Consider the following 16,428-nt stretch of genomic DNA (forward strand, 5'->3'; position numbering starts at 1 on the left):
CCTCATGGCTTGGTCGGGCGGTCAGCCTGGTCCGATGCGGGTGCCATCTTTCCATACCGCCCGCAGACCGTCCGTCGCAAGATGGATGAAATCGGCCCGCGCGCCGGGGCGCAGGTGGCCGAAATCGCCCGCCCCGATCAGCTCCGCCGGGATCGAGGTCGCCATGGCCAGCGCGTGATCCCTGTCGCAGATACCCCAGGCGGAGAGGTTGTGAATGGCCGTCGGCAGGTCCAGATCGGCCCCCGCCAGCGTGCCGTTTTCCAGCGTCAGCCGACCGCCCGCGCGCCGGATCTCGCGCCCGTTCAGCGTGAACGCCTGCTGCTCGGACCCCGCCACCGACATCGCGTCGCTGACAAGAAAGATCCGCCCCGGCCCGGTCTTCGCCGCCATCGCGGCGCGGATCGTGGCAGGGTGGACATGCACGCCATCGGCGATCAGCCCCGCCGACAGGCGCCCCTCGGCCAGCACCGCGCCGACAAGGCCGGGTTCACGGTTGCCAAGCTGGCTCATCGCGTTGAAGAGATGCGTGGCGCAAGCCGCGCCCGCCTCCACCGCCGCGACGCAGGCGTCAAACCCTGCATCGCTATGGCCAAGCGAGACCAGCACCCCCGCCCCGGTCAGCGCCCGGATCTGCTCGGACGTCACGGCTTCGGGGGCCAGCGTCATCTTCAGCACGGGCAGGCGCGCCGCCGCCGCACAGAGCATCTCCAGATCGCCGTCCCCCATCGCCCGGATGAGGCTTGGATCATGCGCGCCCTTGCGGGCAACCGACAGGTGCGGCCCTTCCAGATGCAGACCGGCAATCCCCGCCACGCCCTGAGCAATCGCGGCCTCCACCGCGTCGATGGCGGCGCGGCTATGGGGGGGGGTGTCGGTGATCAGCGTCGGCAGGATCGCGGTCGCGCCAAGCCCGATATGGGCGCGCGCCATGACCCGCAGCGTGTCGACCGAGGGGTCATCGTTGAACATCACCCCGCCGCCGCCATTGACCTGAAGATCGACCAGACCCGGCGCGATCACGCCGCCCTCCAGCCGCGTGACCTCGGCGCCTTCCGGCACATCCGGCACGATGCCGACGATGCGCCCCCCCTCGACCAGCAGCGCCTGGCCAGAGACCCGGGCCCCGCCGTCGAAAATCTCGGCCCCGAGATAAGCGCGCAACGTCATACCGTCTCCGTCACTTTCTTGAGGTGGCGCGGCGCGTCGGGGTTGATGCCCCGGTCGGCGGCGACCTCGTTGACCATGGAATAGAACGACACCATCAGCGACACCGCATCGGTCAGCGCGTGATCGGTGCGCACGAAACTCAGGCTTTCCGCCTTGCAGGGCTGGTCCGAGGTGATGAAGGCCCGCGCGCCCTTGGCGACCAGTTGGTCGGCCACGTCCAGAACCGCGCGCTTGGCCGCGTCATTGGTGGCGAAAAGCAGCACCGGAAAGCCGTCATCGACGATCGAGACCGGCCCGTGCAGCACCTCGGCCGCCGAATAGCTTTCGGCATGGATCTGGCAGGTTTCCTTGAATTTCAGCGCGGCCTCGTTGGAGATCGCCCAGGACGGCCCGCGCCCCAAGGTGAAGAGGGAATGTTTCTCGGCAATCGCCGCGCGCAGCTCGGGCCAGGTGCCTTCCGCCGCCTTGGCGAACGCTTCGGGGGCAGATCGCAACCCCTGCCGCAGCGCCTCGTCGTCCTTCCAATCCGCCAGCAGCATCAGCCCGGCCATCGCCGAGGTGATGAAGGTCTTGGTCGCCGCGACGCTGCGTTCGGGACCGGCCTGGATGTCGATGCAATGCGCTGCCACCTCGGCCAGCAGCGAGGTGGCATCATTCGTCACCGCCACCGCCATCGCGCCGCTTTCGCCTGCCGATTTCGTCATCGCGACAATGTCGGGGCTCTTGCCCGACTGGCTGACGGCAAGGCAGATCGAGCGGCCAAGGTTCAGCTTCGCGCCGTAGATCGAGGCCACCGAGGGCCCAATGGAGGCGACGGGCAGGCCAAGCTCCAGCTCGAAGGCGTATTTCAGGAAGGTGCAGGCATGGTCGGACGAGCCACGCGCCACGGTCACGGCATAGGCCGGGTCGGCCTCGCGCGCGGCGGCCGCGATCCGCGCGATGGGGTCCGCGCCCTGGGACAGCAGCCGTTCCACCGCTTCCGGAATTTCGAGGATTTCGCGCCGCATCTGGCTGGTCATGTCTGATCTTTCCTGTTTGTCAAAGCCGCAGCTCGGCCACGAAATCGTAGGCATCGCCGCGATAGATGGATTTGGTGAACTCGACCACCCGGCCCGAGGGCAGGTAGGAGACCCGCTCGATCCTGAGCCCCGCCGCGCCAGGCTCGACGCCGAGCAGCCCTGCATCCTCCTCGCCCAGGTTGATGGCCGAGATCTTCTGGATCGCGCGCACCGGTCGGTTGCCATCGTGTTCCAGCACCTCGTAAAGCGACGTGGTGACCGCCACCGGGTTGGGCAGGATATCGACGGGCAGGGACGCCTTTTCAATCGCCATGGGCCTGTCATCGGCCAGCCTGAGCCGCGCAATGCGCGCGACCGAGGCATTGGCGGGCAGGGCCAGCGCGATGGTTTCCTCGGGCGAGGGCAGGCAGACCGAGCGTTCCAGCCAGACCACCGTGGGCGTCATGCCGCGCCGGGTCATGTCCTCGGAGAACGAGGTCAGGTGCGACAGCGATTGCTGCACCCTTTCGCCGCGGTCGGTCACGAACGAGCCCGAGCCCTGCCGCTGTACGACATGGCCTTCCTCGACCAGCGCCTGAATTGCCTTGCGCACGGTGACACGGCTGAGGTCGGTCAGCGCGGCGATGTCGCGTTCGGGGGGCAGGGCGGCACCGGGGGGCAAAAGGCCGGTCTCGATGGCCTCGGCAATGCGCCCGCGCAACTGCACGTAGCGCGGTCCGGCGGCGGCCTCGTTTCGCGGCATGGCGCGCAGGTGGTCGGCGATGCTCATGTCTCCACCCCCGCCGCCAGGGTCAAGGCCCCGTCCAGGGCGCTGCCTGCGGGCTCGGCAAAGCTGGCGGCAACATCGGCGGGAAGGAACCCGGCATAATGCGGGGCCAGACCGCCGATAGGGCAGAGCACCTCGCCTGGGGTCCAGCCCAGACGGTTCAGCCCGTGCAGGATATAGTCCGCCCCTTCGCGCAGGATCTCCCAGGCGATGATGTCGCCCGCGCGGGCGGCGTCCAGGATCATCGGCGCGAGGGTGGCGAACTCGGCGGCACTGGCATCGCGCGCGAAGCGCAACAGCCCCACGGGGGACGAATCGTATCGGGCATGGATCGCGTCGGTGAAGGGCGTCGCCTCGGCCAGCCCGTCCAGCACATGCAGCGCGCGTTGCAGGGCGCGGCGGCCCAGGTAGGCGCCCGACGCCTCATCGCCCAGGACCAACCCCCATCCCCCGATCAGCCGAACCCGCCCCTCGGCGCGGCGGGCCAGGAACGATCCGGTGCCGATCCCCATCACCGCGCCGTCGCGCGCGCCCAAGGCGCCCACGACCGCCGTGATCCGGTCATCCGAGACCGCGATGCGATGGATCGGCAGCGCCTCCGCGACGCGGGAGGCAGCTTCGGGGCCGGTGACACCGGCCAGTCCCAGATAGGCCCGTGCAGAGCGAAGATCGGCCAGCCCCGCCTTGTCGGCCAATGCGGCCAGCCCGTCTTTCAGGGTGATCACGGCCCGGTCGAAATCGCTGTGAACATTGGCCGATCCGCCGCGATGCTCGATCCGCTCGCCATCGTGCAGCAGCGCAAAGCGGCATTGTGTGCCGCCGCCGTCGATACCGATCAGTATATCCGGGTCATGTGTCGTCATGAAAATACCAATACGATACCTATAGGAGGAAATCCAGCGAATACTGGTGAGAACGGGCGATTTTTCAGCGAAGAAAGAAAACCTCTTGGCAGATAGGTATTAGAAAGGTATTGTTTTTGATGTGGAGGGGGAATCACCATGACGGCACCAGTGACCGAGCATCTGCACGATCAGGCCAAGGGGCTGGATGCGTTGCCGTGTGACGTGATCGCCGGTCACCTGCTTTCGGCGCAGGCCGAGGCGCTGGCCGCCGTCTCCCATGCCACCACACAGATTGCGCAGGCCGGTCAGGTCATGGCCGACACGCTGGCGGGCGGCGGGCGGCTGATCTATGCCGCCGCCGGATCCTCCGGCCTGATGGCGATGGCCGATGCCTGTGAGCTTGCCGGAACCTATGGGACCGACCCGGATGCCGTCTCGATCCTGATGGCGGGCGGTCTGCCGCAGGACGCGGCCATGCCCGGCGGGACCGAGGATGATGAGGACGAAGCCACACGCGCCGCCGGGATCATCACCGCCAGGGACGCCGTCATCGTCCTCTCCGCCTCCGGCACCACGCCTTACGCGCTGCGCATTGCCGAAATCGCCAGGGCGCGCGGGGCGAGTGTCATCGCTATCGCCAACAACGCGGATGTGCCGCTCTTCGCCCATGCCGGCGTGGCCATCTGCCTGCCGACCCCGCCCGAACTGATCGCGGGCTCCACCCGGATGGGGGCGGGCACGGCGCAGAAGGTGGCGCTCAACATGATGTCCACGATCATGGGGGTGGCGCTTGGCCATGTGCATGACGGGATGATGGTGAATGTCCGCGCCGACAATGCCAAGCTGATGGGCCGCGCGGCCGGCATGGTGGCCCGTATCGCCAAGGTCTCCGAGGCCGAGGCGCGGAAACATCTGGCGGCCACGGGCGGCGCGGTCAAACCCGCGATCCTGCAAGCGGCGGGCGCGACCCCGGCGCGGGCCGAGGAGCTTTTGCACCGGACGCGCGGCCATATCCGCGCCGCGCTTATTGCCATGAACATCCCCGCCTGACCAAAGCGGCGGGGACAAGACCAGGACAAAAAGGGAGGAACCACATGTCCATGAAGAAACTCACTGCCAGCCTGCTGGCGACCACGATCCTGACGACGGCGGCGTCGGCGCAGGATGTGACCCTGACCATCGAAAGCTGGCGCAATGACGACCTCGTGCTCTGGCAGGACGTGATCATCCCCGCCTTCGAGGCCGAGAATCCCGGCATCAGCATCGAGTTTTCCCCCTCGGCCCCGGCGGAATACAACGCGGTCCTGAACTCCAAGCTTGACGCAGGCTCGGCCGGTGACCTGATCACCTGCCGTCCCTTCGATGCCTCGCTGGCGCTTTACGAGGCCGGTCACCTGCAAGACCTCTCCGATCTGGACGCGATGGAGAATTTCTCGGACGTGGCGCAATCGGCGTGGCAGACCGACGATGGCTCGGCCACCTTCTGCGTGCCGATGGCAAGCGTTATCCACGGCTTCATCTACAATGCCGACGCCTTCGAGGAAGTCGGCGTCGACCTGCCCGAAACGGTCGACGAATTCTTTGCCGTGCTGGACGCCTTCCAGGAGGATGGCAGCTATATCCCGATGGCGATGGGCACCAACGACCAATGGGAAGCCGCGACCATGGGCTACCAGAATATCGGCCCCAACTACTGGGGCGGCGAGGAAGGTCGCCTGGCCCTGATCGCGGGCGAGCAATCGCTGACCGATGAGCCCTGGGTCGAACCCTACCGCCAGTTGGCGCGTTGGGGCGATTACCTTGGCCGGGGCCATCAGGCACAGACCTACCCCGATAGCCAGAACCTCTTTACCCTCGGTCGCGCGGCGATCTACCCGGCGGGCTCGTGGGAGATCTCGGGCTTCAACAACCTGGCCGATTTCGAGATGGGCGCCTTCCCGCCGCCGGTCCCGAACGCGGGCGATGAATGCTATATCTCGGATCACACCGACATCGCCATCGGCATGAACGCCAACACGGAACATCCCGAAGAAACACGGATTTTCCTGGAATGGGTCGGCTCCGAGGAATTCGCGACGATCTATTCCAACGCGTTGCCGGGCTTCTTCTCGCTTTCGGATTTCGACATCGCGCAGGAGGATCCGCTGGCACAGGAATTCGTCTCCTGGCGGGACCAATGTGACTCGACGATCCGGTCCACCTACCAGATCCTGTCGCGCGGCACGCCGAACCTGGAAAACGACACCTGGAACGCATCGGCACAGGTGATCCGTGGCACCGAAACCCCGGAAGAGGCCGCCGCCCGCCTGCAAGAGGGCCTGGCCAGCTGGTACGAGCCGCAGCAGTAACACCTCCCCCCTGTTGCTCACCGTCCGGGCGCGCGCGTCTCTCGCGCCCGGACACCAAAACCCCCGGAGGGTCCGATGAAAAACGCCCGCATCCGTTGGCATATCCTGGTGTTCCTGGCCCCCGCCGTGCTGGTCTACACCGCGATCATGATCATCCCGCTGTTCAACACGCTGCGCCTGTCTCTCTACACGGAAGTGGGCCAGGAGCGGGTCTTTGCGGGGCTGGAGAACTTCCGCACCCTCTTTGGCGATCCGCGCTGGTCGGCCAGTTTCTGGAACGCGCTGGCCAACAATTTCTGGTTCTTCATCATCCATATGCTGGTGCAGAACCCCATCGGCATCCTGCTGGCCGCGATCCTCAGCCATCCGTCCCTGCGCTTCGCCACGCTCTACCGCACCGCGATTTTCGTGCCGACCATCCTCAGCTTCGTCATCGTCGGCTTTGCCTGGAAACTGATCCTGTCGCCCATCTGGGGCATCGCGCCCGAGATGATGGACGCGGTCGGCCTGGGCGATTTCTACCAGCCGTGGCTGGGGCTGGAGGAAACCTCGCTGACCACGCTGGCGCTGATCTCCGTCTGGCAATTCGTCGGCATCCCGATGATGCTGATCTATGCCGCGCTGCTGACCATCCCCGACGAGATACTTGAGGCTGGCGAATGCGACGGCGTCACCGGGCTGGCGGCGTTCTGGAAAATCAAGCTGCCGCTGATCCTGCCCTCGATCGGGATCATCTCGATCCTGACCTTCGTGGGCAATTTCAACGCGTTTGACCTGATCTACGCCGCGCAAGGAGCCTTGGCGGGGCCGAATTTCTCGACCGACATCCTCGGCACCTTCATGTATCGCACCTTCTTCGGCTTCCAGCTGCAACTGGGCGATCCGCATATGGGTTCGGCCATCGCCAGCGCCATGTTCGCCATCATCCTCATCGGGGTCTGCATTTACCTCTTCGGTATCCAGACCCGGATGCGGCGCTACCAGTTCTGAGGAGGGCAGGGACATGAACAAGGCCCGCAGAAACCCGGTCAACATGATCGCCGCGCATGGCATCCTGATCGCCTACACGATCATCGCGCTCTTCCCGGTCGTCGTGATCCTGATCAACAGCTTCAAGACCCGCCGCGCGATATTCCGCGAGCCACTGGCGGTGCCGGATGCCGAGAGCTTTTCGACCATCGGTTACCAGACTGTTTTCAACCAGGGCGACTTCTTCCTCTATTTCCAGAACTCGATGATCGTGACGGTGGCCTCGCTGTTCTTCGTGCTTCTCTTCGGCGCGATGGCGGCCTTCGCGCTGGCCGAATACCGGTTCAAGGGCAACACGCTGATGGGGCTGTATCTTGCGCTCGGCATCATGATCCCCATTCGCATCGGCACTGTGGCGATATTGGAGATGATGGTCGCGACCGGCCTCGTGAACACGCTCTGGGCGCTGATCCTGGTCTATACCGCGCAAGGGTTGCCGCTGGCCGTCTTCATCCTGTCGGAATTCATGCGCACGGTCAGCGATGACCTGAAGAACGCGGGGCGCATCGACGGGCTGTCGGAATACACCATCTTCTTCCGCCTCGTGCTGCCGCTGGTGCGCCCCGCAATGGCGACGGTCGCGGTGTTCAACATGATCCCGATCTGGAACGACCTGTGGTTTCCGCTCATCCTGGCCCCCGCCGAGGCGACCAAGACGCTGACCCTGGGCAGCCAGGTCTTCATCGGGCAGTTCGTGACGGATTGGAACGCGGTGCTATCGGCGCTCAGCATGGCGATCCTGCCGGTGATGGTGCTCTACGTGATCTTCTCGCGGCAACTGATCCGCGGCATCACCTCGGGGGCAGTCAAATGACCAAGGTTCTCATCGCAGGTCTTGGCAATATGGGCCTCAGCCACGCGCTGGCCCATCACGCCCACGCCGAGGCGCAGATCGTCGGGTTGGTTAACCGCTCCGGCAAGGTCAGCCACCCTGATCTGCAAGGCTACAAGGTCTTCACCGATTTCCACGCCGCGCTGTCCGAGACCAAACCCGACCTTGCCGTCATCGCCACCTATACTGACACCCATGTCGATTACGCCATCGCGGCAATGGAGGCAGGCGCGCATGTCTTTGTCGAGAAGCCACTGGCGATGACGGTTGCCGACGCAAGGCGCGTCACCGACAAGGCGAAGGAGACCGGCAGGAAGCTGGTCGTCGGCTACATCCTGCGCCACCATCCAAGCTGGCAGCGCCTCATCGCCGAGGCGCGCGCCCTTGGCGGGCCCTTCGTCTTCCGCCTCAACCTCAACCAGCAATCCACGGGCGCTGAGTGGGAGACGCATAAGGCGCTCATGCAGACAACCTCGCCCATCGTCGATTGCGGCGTGCATTACGTCGATGTCATGTGCCAGATCACCGATGCGCTTCCGGTGCGTGTCAACGGGATGGGCCTGCGCCTGACCGACGAGATCCCTGCCGACATGTATAATTACGGCCAGTTCCAGGTTGTCTTCAATGATGGCAGCATCGGCTGGTACGAGGCCGGATGGGGCCCGATGATGTCGGAAACCGCCTTCTTTGTGAAGGATATCGTCAGCCCCAATGGCGCGGTCTCCATCGTCGAGGGCAACACGGGCGCCTCGGCGGATGTCGACGGCCACACCAGGGTGGGCAACATCCTCGTCCACCGCCCCTCGGGCGACCGCCTGATCGAGGCCGAGGACGAGCCCGGCCATGACGCGCTCTGCGCCGCCGAACAGGCCTATATGCTGCGCGCCATTGCCGAGGATATCGACCTTTCCCGCCATATGCAGGACGCGGTGCAATCGCTCGCCATCTGCCTTGCCGCCGATGAAAGCATCCGCACAGGGCGGCCCATTGACCTCGAGGAACAGCCCCAATGACAGCCCTTTCCCTGAAGAACGTGAACAAGAGCTTTGGCGAGGTGCATGTCCTCAAGGATATCAGCCTGGAGGTCGAGGAGGGCGAGTTCGTCGTTTTCGTCGGCCCCTCGGGCTGCGGCAAGTCCACGCTTCTGCGCGTCATCGCGGGGCTGGAGGATGCAACCTCCGGCACCGTCGAGATCGCGGGCGACGTGGTCAACAGCGTGCCGCCCGCCAAGCGCGGCATCGCGATGGTGTTTCAAAGCTACGCGCTCTACCCGCATCTTTCGGTCAGGGACAACATGTCGCTCGGCCTGAAACAGGAACGCCAGCCCAAGGACGAGATCGCCGCGCGGGTGGCCGAGGCTGCCCGGATGCTGTCGCTTGGCGACTATCTCGACCGCCGCCCATCCGAGCTGTCCGGCGGCCAGCGCCAGCGCGTCGCCATCGGCCGCGCCGTGGTGCGCAAGCCCAAGCTCTTCCTCTTCGATGAGCCGCTGTCGAATCTCGATGCCGCTCTGCGCATGAACACGCGGGTCGAGATCGCGCGCCTGCACCGCACGCTGGAAGCCTCGATGATCTACGTCACCCATGACCAGACCGAGGCGATGACGCTGGCCGACAAGATCGTCGTGCTGCGCGATGGCCGGGTGGAACAGGTGGGCAGCCCGATGGAGCTTTACAACAACCCCGCCAACCAGTTCGTCGCAGGATTTCTCGGCGCGCCCTCGATGAATTTCCTCGCCGCGCCGCTGGTCGGCGGACCGGCGGGGCAGACCCTGGGCATCCGGCCCGAACATCTGCAAATCGCCGATGGGGGCCGTATCGGGGCCACCGTCACCCATGTCGAGAACCTGGGCGGCGACACCAATGTGCTGGCCCATCTGCCCGATGAGACGCTGATCACCGTGCGCCTCTTCGGGCAGCACCGGATCGAACCCGAGAGCGCCATCACCCTCGATTTCGACGATGCGCAGGCCTATCATTTCGACGCCGAGGGGGCACGGCTGCGCGCGGCCTGACCCCCCGCGCGAGGCCCCTATACAAAGGCCCTCGGACAGGATAGGAGCGGCCCCTTGGCCCCTCCCTGACCTGAAACGAAGTCCTTCCGTGAAACAAGCCCTATACGACGCCATCGCCGCGCGCGGCTACGAAACCCTGACCCCGGTGCAGGAAGCGGTGACCGCGCCTGACCTGACGGGCCGCGACATGCTGGTCTCGGCGCAGACCGGATCGGGCAAGACGCTTGGCTTCGGCCTCGCCATCGCGCCCACTGTCCTGGGCGAGGAGGAGGCGTTCGGCCCTGCCGCGGCACCCCTGGCCCTGATCATCGCACCGACGCGGGAACTGGCCTTGCAGGTCAAGCGCGAACTGTCCTGGCTCTATGCGGGCGCGAACGCGCAATTGGCCTCCTGCGTCGGCGGCATGGACATGCGCGACGAACGCCGGGCGCTGGCGCGCGGCGCGCATATCGTGGTGGCGACACCGGGCCGCTTGCGCGACCACATCACGCGCGGCTCCATCGACCTTTCTGCGATCCGTGCCGTGGTGCTGGACGAGGCCGACGAGATGCTGGACCTCGGCTTTCGCGAAGACCTCGAATTCATCCTTGGCGAGGCCCCAGAGACGCGCCAGACGCTGCTGTTTTCCGCCACCGTCCCCGCCGCCATCGCGCGGCTGGCGCAAAGCTACCAGCGCGATGCGGAACGCGTCTCCACCGCTGGCGAAAAACAGCAGCATGCCGATATCGAATACCGCGCGCTCTCTGTCTCGGCCCGTGACGCGGAAAACGCCATCATCAACGTGCTGCGCTACTACGAGGCGCCGAATGCCATCGTCTTCGCCAATACCCGCGCGATGGTGAACCGGCTGACGACGCGGCTATCGAACCGGGGCTTTCCGGTGGTGGCGCTGTCGGGGGAACTCAGCCAATCGGAACGCACCCACGCCCTGCAAGCGATGCGCGACGGGCGCGCGCGCGTCTGCGTGGCGACGGATGTAGCCGCGCGGGGGATCGACCTGCCCAATCTCGACCTGGTGGTCCATGCCGAACTGCCCTCGAACCACGAGACGCTCTTGCATCGTTCGGGCCGGACGGGGCGGGCCGGACGCAAGGGGGTCAGTGCCCTCATTGTGCCGCCTGCGGTGCGCAAGAAGGCCGAGCGCATCCTGAAATTCGCCAAGCTCATGGCCGAATGGGCCGAGGCCCCCGGTGCCGAGGCGGTGATGGAACGCGACGAGGCGCGGATGCTGGCCGATGAAAGCTGGATCCAAGGCGTGACCGAAAGCGAGGCCGCGCCGGTCGCCAAGCTGATGGAAGCCTTCACGCCCGAGCAGATTGCCGCCGCCTACCTCCGCCTCTACCACGCCCGCCATTCCGCGCCCGAGGATCTGAGCGAGGTCGATGCCAAACCCGCCCCGCGTGCGGCCTTCGGCCCCTCGGCCTGGTATGCGCTGGAGGGCGGGCAGGCCGTGGGGGCCGAGCCGCGCCGGCTGCTGCCGATGCTGTGCAAGGCCGGGGGGCTCTCGAAAGAGGATATCGGCGCGATCCGTATTCATCACGAGACAAGTTTCATCGAGATCCGGCAAAGCGCCGTGGCGGGCTTCGAGGCCGAGATCGGGCCGGAGATGACCGTGGAGGGCGCCAAACTGAGCCGCCGGGACGGCGCGCCCGAGATGGGTCGCGGACCCAAGCCCGAGCGTCCCGCCCGCAATCCGGCCCCCGCGAAACCCGATGGCACCACCACGCCGGTCGACTGGAACGACGCGCCCGCATCGAAACCGAAAAAGCCCAAGCCGGGGGCCGAGAAACCGCGCAAGCCGCGAAACAAGGACAAGGCGCGCGCCGAGGCGCGGCCCGAAGGCGTGGTGACCAAGCACAAGCCGCGCGGGGCCAAGCCTGCGGCCAAGCCAAAAGGCCCGCCGCCGCCCAAGGGCAAGCCGTCCTCGAAGAAGAACAAGGCACGGACCGGGGCCGCCAACCCCGGCGCGCGAATGGGCGGACCCCGGCGCAAGGGGTAACTGTCGCGCCCGTTACCAGATTGAAAATCCTGGCGGATTTGCCGGATTCTTTTTTGGGCGACGCGCCATGGTTGGCGGGGTGGTCGGGGCCGCCGGTGCGCCGGTGAGTATTTGGACCAAGAAGATGGGGTGGGGTCAGTGCGCCATGCGCGGGCGGCCCGAGGCGGTGACGGTCAGCGTGGCCTCGACGAACACCTCGCGGCCCTCGACTTCTGCGCCCTTGATCTCCTGCGTCGTGGCCAGCGTGACATGCGCGGCCCCGGCCCGGATGGCGGCGTCGTGGGCGTCCAGGCGCAGGGCGGTTTCAAGGGCGGCCAGCGCGGCCTCGGCGCTCGGGTAGAGGGCCGGGCCGCTTGCCAGATGCGCGGTGTAGCGGCCCGCGCCGTCGCTGGTGACGGTGCCGGTGGCGCGCTGGCTGATCTGGCCGACCACCGCGCCGATCGCGTTGGCGACACCGGCATGGGCGGGCAGGATCATGCGGGCGCCAAGTGCCGCACCCACCGCCGGGTAATAGGTAGGCGCGGAGGCACCGAGCCCGATCACCGGCACGCCTATCCGGGCTGTCATCTCGATGATGCCGCCGTGATGGGCAAGGCCCGCGCGGGTCAGCGGATGATGGGCGAGGCTACGCGGATCGGAGCCCCTGAAGCCGGGATCCTCGGCGAAGGCGGCCTCAAGCAGCGTGTCCCGGGTCTGCGCGGTCACCTGGTCGATGACGAGCCGGGCGAAACCTTCCGCGTCCGGGGCGCGGTGCAGGCCGTTTCCGGCGCGCTTGCGGTTCATCAGGGCGATGCCCTTGCGCGCGGCGCTGGCATCCCAGGCGCCAGAGAGCCCCAGGACATGCGCCGCATCGGTCGGCGTCACGCCCGCCAGCATCACCAGGCCGCGGGCCACCAGCCGGTCGAGCGCGGGCATCTCCAGCCGTGATTTCAGGAGGCCCGACAAGGGCAGGGCGCCCGTGATCCGCTCCAGCAAGGCCGCATCGCGGGGCGGCAGGCCGTCACCCGCCCCCGCCATCCGGATCACGAAGCGCCCATCGTGATCGCCAGGCTGGTCGCGCGCCAGCGCCCGGTCCAGCGCGTCATGCACCATGTCGGGGTGATCAATCGCAATGAGGCACAGCGGCAGCACCCGGCGCGGCCCCAGCCGCATCCCGCCAGCCAGCCCCTCATCCTGCAGATGCACCTCGCTATCGCCGCCGAGCCCGGTGGTGCGCATCGCCACCGCCTCGACCATGGTGCGGTGGCCGCCGACCAGCGCGCCCTCTGCGTCGATTTCGGGCAGCCCGTGTTTCAGCAGCGCCACATCGGTCGTAGTGCCGCCGATATCGGAAACCAGCGCGGTCTGCTCGCCGGTCAGCCAATGCGCGCCGACCAGCGAGGCGGCGGGGCCGGAGAGGATGGTCTCGATGGGCCGCTCGCGCACCATCTGGGCCGAGATCAACGCCCCGTCGCCGCGCACCACCATCAGCGGCACCGCGATGCCGCGCGCCGCCAGGTGGCGTTCGCAGGCCGCGACCAGCGTGGCGATCTTGCCGATGAGCCGCGCGTTCAGCACCGCCGTCAGCGCCCGTTTGGGGCCGTTCAGCCTGGCCGATAACTCATGGCCGCAGGTCACGGGCAGGCCGGTCGCGGCGGCGATGATGTCGCGCGCGCGCATCTCGTGGGCCGGGTTGCGGGTGGCGAAGCGGGCGGTGACGGCAAAGCCCGCGATGCTGCTGCCGAGGCGCTGCAGTTCCGAGGCAAGCAACGCCTCGTCCAGCGGCGCGGCTTCCCCGCCGGAAGCCCCGTGCCCGCCCGCAATCACGATGACCGGATCGCCGCCCATGGCCTCTGCCAGGCCCGCGCGGGCAAGGTCCGCGCCCGTGAAGCCGATCGCCACCAGCGCCACGCGCCCGCCCTGGCCCTCGACCAGCGCATTCGTCGCCAGCGTGGTCGAGAGCGAGACCAGCGCGATATCCTGCGGCCCCACACCCGCCGCCGCCAGCGCCGCATCGACCGCGCCGCCGATGCCGATGGCCAGGTCGTCGCGCGTGGTCAGCGCCTTGGCCGAGCCTAATACGGCCCGCGCTTCGGCGTCGATCACCACCGCATCGGTATAGGTGCCGCCCGTGTCGACCCCCAGAGAATAGCCCATCGCGCGCGCCCTTTTCGCTGCCCCATTCCGCCTCTAGCCCAAGTTGGACCCCACGTCACGCCCCCTGACGGATGGCTTGCGTTTCGCCGTCCAGCGCCCGATTGTGCGGCCCATGACGGACGGCCCGAGCCATGACGACTTGCAGGATTTCCTGACCGATCTCGACGCCGAGCTGCGCGCCGAGGCCGATTGGGGCACGCCGGCGGGCTACATCCCCGAGCTTGCCGATGTCGCACCCGATCAGTTCGGGATCTCGGTGGCGCTTGCGGGCGGGCGGGTGATCTCGGCAGGCGCGCATGACACGCGGTTTTCGATCCAGTCGGTCTCCAAGGTTTTCACGCTGGCCTGCGTGTTGGGCCGGATCGGCGATCAGCTCTGGCGGCGGGTGGGGCGGGAACCTTCGGGCACCTCCTTCGATTCCATCGTGCTGCTGGAACGCGAGCAGGGCCGCCCGCGCAACCCCTTCATCAACGCGGGCGCCATCGTGACCACCGATGCGCTGCTGGACGGGCGGATGCCGAACCTGGCGCTGTCCGAGATCATCGGCTTCCTGCGCGCAGCGTCGGAGGATGCCGATATCCATATCGACGCCGCCGTCGCCGCGTCGGAGGAGCGCACCGGCTATCGCAACGTGGCGCTGGCCAACTACCTGGCCTCGCACAAGAACCTGTTCAACCCGCCGGAACTGACGCTTGGCACCTATTACCACCAATGCGCCATTGCGATGACCACGGATCAACTGGCGCGGGCGGGCCGCGTCTTTGCAGGGCTACCCGACGCGCCGCGCATGATCTCGACCGAACGGGCGCGCCGGATCAACGCGCTGATGATGACCTGCGGGCATTACGACGGCTCGGGCGAATTCGCCTTCGGCGTCGGCCTGCCCGGCAAGAGCGGCGTGGGTGGCGGCATCTTGATGGTGGCCCCCGGCCGCGCCTCGATCGCGGTCTGGTCGCCCGGGCTGAACCGCTATGGCAATTCCCAGGTCGGCACCCGCGCGGCGGAGCGGCTGGCGCGCTTCACCGGCTGGTCGGTCTTCGGCGGCTGAGAAGGAGAGAGAGAGTGCCCATGCAATCCCCCCTCAAAGGCATCCGCGTGCTGGACCTGACCAACGTGCTTTCGGGGCCGTTCTGCTGCGCGCAACTGGCCTATCTGGGGGCCGAGGTGATCAAGGTCGAGGTGCCGGGCCGGGGAGATCTGGCGCGCCAGCTTGGGGCCGACCCGGCGTTGAATGCGGGTCTCATGGGCGTGTCATTCCTGGCGCAGAACGCGGGCAAGCGGTCGCTGACGCTGAACCTCAAGCACGCGCGTGGCAAGGCGATCCTGAAGCGCCTTGTGGCCGGGGCCGATGTGCTGGTGGAAAACTTCCGCCCCGGCGTGATGGACCGGTTGGGCGTGGGCTATGAGACCCTGCGCGCGGAAAACCCCCGGCTGATCTACTGCGCCATATCGGGCTTTGGCCAGACCGGCCCGATGCGCGATCTGCCCGCCTATGACCAGATCATTCAAGGGCTGTCCGGCGCGATGTCGATCACCGGCGACGGCGACAGCGCGCCGATGCGCGCGGGTTTTCCCATGGCCGACACGATCGGCGGGCTGACGGCGGCGATGGCGATCAACGCGGCGCTGGCGGGGCGGGGCGAGGCGGGCAGCTTCATCGACGTCTCGATGCTCGACTCGGTGCTGGCGACAATGGGGTGGGTGGTGTCGAATTACCTCATCGCGGGGCAGGTGCCGGTGCCGATGGGCAACGCCAATTTCACCGCAGCCCCCTCGGGCGCGTTCCGCACCGCCACCGCGCCGATCAACCTCGCCGCCAACAAGCAGGAACAGTTCGAGGCGTTGTGCGACGTGATCGACCGGCCTGATCTGGTGCGCAATCCGCGATTTGCCAGGCGGCAGGACCGGCTGGAGAATCGCGCCGCGCTGACCGAGGAAGTCGAGGCCGGGTTCGCGGCGTTCGATGTCGAAACGCTGGTGACGCGGTTGAACGCGGCAGGCGTTCCTGCCGGACCGATCCTGACCGTCCCCGAGGCGCTGGCGCTGGAGCAGGTGCGGGGCCGCGATTTCCTGCGCGCCTTTCCCGAGACGCCCGGCGTGGACAAAACCGTCACCAACGCACGCGCCGGATACCAGATGGACGGGGCCGCCCCGGATGTGGACCGCGCGCCGCCCGCCCTGGGCCAGGACACCGACGCGATCCTGACCGATCTGGGATACGAGGCCGGTGACATCGCCGATCTGCGTGCCGACGGGGTGATCTGAGGCGATGC

14 protein-coding genes are annotated in these 16,428 nt (G+C 67.1%); 9 read left to right on the plus strand and 5 right to left on the minus strand.

Annotated features, from left to right (window positions below; genetic code table 11):
* Positions 1-21 precede the first annotated feature (21 nt).
* The 4 genes from nagA to HNS34_RS00450 are packed head-to-tail and all read right to left on the minus strand — an operon-like array spanning position 22 to position 3,815.
* Entirely contained in the window at positions 22-1,167 is a 1,146-nt protein-coding gene (nagA, locus tag HNS34_RS00435; RefSeq protein ID WP_172316902.1) for an N-acetylglucosamine-6-phosphate deacetylase, read from the minus strand.
* On the minus strand, positions 1,164-2,186 hold the full coding sequence (locus HNS34_RS00440) for an SIS domain-containing protein (RefSeq protein ID WP_172316904.1): 1,023 nt from the start codon (positions 2,184-2,186) through the stop codon (positions 1,164-1,166). Before HNS34_RS00440 ends, nagA begins: the two co-directional genes overlap by 4 nt.
* Before the next feature lie 19 nt (positions 2,187-2,205).
* Positions 2,206-2,955, minus strand: a complete 750-nt coding sequence (locus HNS34_RS00445) for a GntR family transcriptional regulator (RefSeq protein ID WP_172316906.1) — start codon at positions 2,953-2,955, stop codon at positions 2,206-2,208.
* Positions 2,952-3,815, minus strand: a complete 864-nt coding sequence (locus HNS34_RS00450) for a glucosamine kinase nucleotide-binding domain-containing protein (RefSeq protein WP_214647383.1) — start codon at positions 3,813-3,815, stop codon at positions 2,952-2,954. Before HNS34_RS00450 ends, HNS34_RS00445 begins: the two co-directional genes overlap by 4 nt.
* Positions 3,816-3,953: 138 nt before the next feature.
* On the opposite strand from HNS34_RS00450, the gene HNS34_RS00455 reads away from it, so the two are divergent.
* The 7 genes from HNS34_RS00455 to HNS34_RS00485 all read left to right on the plus strand — a co-directional run bounded on the left by HNS34_RS00455 (position 3,954) and on the right by HNS34_RS00485 (position 12,019).
* Entirely contained in the window at positions 3,954-4,847 is an 894-nt protein-coding gene (locus HNS34_RS00455) for an N-acetylmuramic acid 6-phosphate etherase (protein WP_172316908.1), read from the plus strand.
* Positions 4,848-4,891: 44 nt separating this feature from the next.
* Positions 4,892-6,145, plus strand: a complete 1,254-nt coding sequence (locus HNS34_RS00460; RefSeq protein ID WP_172316910.1) for an ABC transporter substrate-binding protein — start codon at positions 4,892-4,894, stop codon at positions 6,143-6,145.
* Positions 6,146-6,220: 75 nt separating this feature from the next.
* The gene (locus tag HNS34_RS00465; RefSeq protein WP_172316912.1) at positions 6,221-7,135 is read left to right on the plus strand and encodes a carbohydrate ABC transporter permease; all 915 of its coding nucleotides are present in this window, start codon (positions 6,221-6,223) and stop codon (positions 7,133-7,135) included.
* Between the two features lie 13 nt (positions 7,136-7,148).
* Complete coding sequence (locus HNS34_RS00470) at positions 7,149-7,988, plus strand: carbohydrate ABC transporter permease (protein ID WP_172316914.1); 840 nt, start codon at positions 7,149-7,151, stop codon at positions 7,986-7,988.
* The gene (locus HNS34_RS00475) at positions 7,985-9,019 is read left to right on the plus strand and encodes a Gfo/Idh/MocA family protein (protein WP_172316916.1); all 1,035 of its coding nucleotides are present in this window, start codon (positions 7,985-7,987) and stop codon (positions 9,017-9,019) included. The genes HNS34_RS00470 and HNS34_RS00475 overlap by 4 nt, the downstream gene beginning before the upstream one ends.
* Entirely contained in the window at positions 9,016-10,020 is a 1,005-nt protein-coding gene (locus HNS34_RS00480) for an ABC transporter ATP-binding protein (protein ID WP_172316918.1), read from the plus strand. Before HNS34_RS00475 ends, HNS34_RS00480 begins: the two co-directional genes overlap by 4 nt.
* Before the next feature lie 88 nt (positions 10,021-10,108).
* A complete protein-coding gene (locus HNS34_RS00485; RefSeq protein WP_172316920.1) occupies positions 10,109-12,019 on the plus strand; it encodes a DEAD/DEAH box helicase in 1,911 nt (636 codons plus the stop codon).
* Positions 12,020-12,154: 135 nt separating this feature from the next.
* Here the strand turns inward: HNS34_RS00485 and HNS34_RS00490 are convergent, their stop codons facing one another.
* Positions 12,155-14,155 carry a hydantoinase/oxoprolinase family protein gene (locus HNS34_RS00490; protein WP_172316922.1) on the minus strand — a complete coding sequence of 667 codons (2,001 nt, stop codon included), beginning with the start codon at positions 14,153-14,155 and terminating at the stop codon, positions 12,155-12,157.
* Between the two features lie 112 nt (positions 14,156-14,267).
* On the opposite strand from HNS34_RS00490, the gene HNS34_RS00495 reads away from it, so the two are divergent.
* Together HNS34_RS00495 and HNS34_RS00500 are read left to right on the plus strand one after the other, a co-directional pair.
* A complete protein-coding gene (locus HNS34_RS00495) occupies positions 14,268-15,203 on the plus strand; it encodes a glutaminase (protein WP_172316924.1) in 936 nt (311 codons plus the stop codon).
* 20 nt (positions 15,204-15,223) lie between these two features.
* Positions 15,224-16,420, plus strand: coding sequence for a CaiB/BaiF CoA transferase family protein (locus HNS34_RS00500; protein ID WP_172316926.1), 1,197 nt, complete (start codon positions 15,224-15,226; stop codon positions 16,418-16,420).
* The last annotated feature ends 8 nt before the right edge of the window (positions 16,421-16,428 follow it).

The sequence above is a fragment of the Alterinioella nitratireducens genome (genome assembly GCF_013155465.1).
GTDB lineage: Bacteria > Pseudomonadota > Alphaproteobacteria > Rhodobacterales > Rhodobacteraceae > Alterinioella > Alterinioella nitratireducens.

Coding starts and splice junctions, on each gene's coding strand:
- nagA (WP_172316902.1), bottom strand. CDS start 1,167: ATGACGTTGCGCGCTTATCTCGGGGCCGAGATTTTCGACGGCGGGGCC.
- HNS34_RS00440 (WP_172316904.1), bottom strand. CDS start 2,186: ATGACCAGCCAGATGCGGCGCGAAATCCTCGAAATTCCGGAAGCGGTG.
- HNS34_RS00445 (WP_172316906.1), bottom strand. CDS start 2,955: ATGAGCATCGCCGACCACCTGCGCGCCATGCCGCGAAACGAGGCCGCC.
- HNS34_RS00450 (WP_214647383.1), bottom strand. CDS start 3,815: ATGACGACACATGACCCGGATATACTGATCGGTATCGACGGCGGCGGC.
- HNS34_RS00455 (WP_172316908.1), top strand. CDS start 3,954: ATGACGGCACCAGTGACCGAGCATCTGCACGATCAGGCCAAGGGGCTG.
- HNS34_RS00460 (WP_172316910.1), top strand. CDS start 4,892: ATGTCCATGAAGAAACTCACTGCCAGCCTGCTGGCGACCACGATCCTG.
- HNS34_RS00465 (WP_172316912.1), top strand. CDS start 6,221: ATGAAAAACGCCCGCATCCGTTGGCATATCCTGGTGTTCCTGGCCCCC.
- HNS34_RS00470 (WP_172316914.1), top strand. CDS start 7,149: ATGAACAAGGCCCGCAGAAACCCGGTCAACATGATCGCCGCGCATGGC.
- HNS34_RS00475 (WP_172316916.1), top strand. CDS start 7,985: ATGACCAAGGTTCTCATCGCAGGTCTTGGCAATATGGGCCTCAGCCAC.
- HNS34_RS00480 (WP_172316918.1), top strand. CDS start 9,016: ATGACAGCCCTTTCCCTGAAGAACGTGAACAAGAGCTTTGGCGAGGTG.
- HNS34_RS00490 (WP_172316922.1), bottom strand. CDS start 14,155: ATGGGCTATTCTCTGGGGGTCGACACGGGCGGCACCTATACCGATGCG.
- HNS34_RS00495 (WP_172316924.1), top strand. CDS start 14,268: ATGACGGACGGCCCGAGCCATGACGACTTGCAGGATTTCCTGACCGAT.
- HNS34_RS00500 (WP_172316926.1), top strand. CDS start 15,224: ATGCAATCCCCCCTCAAAGGCATCCGCGTGCTGGACCTGACCAACGTG.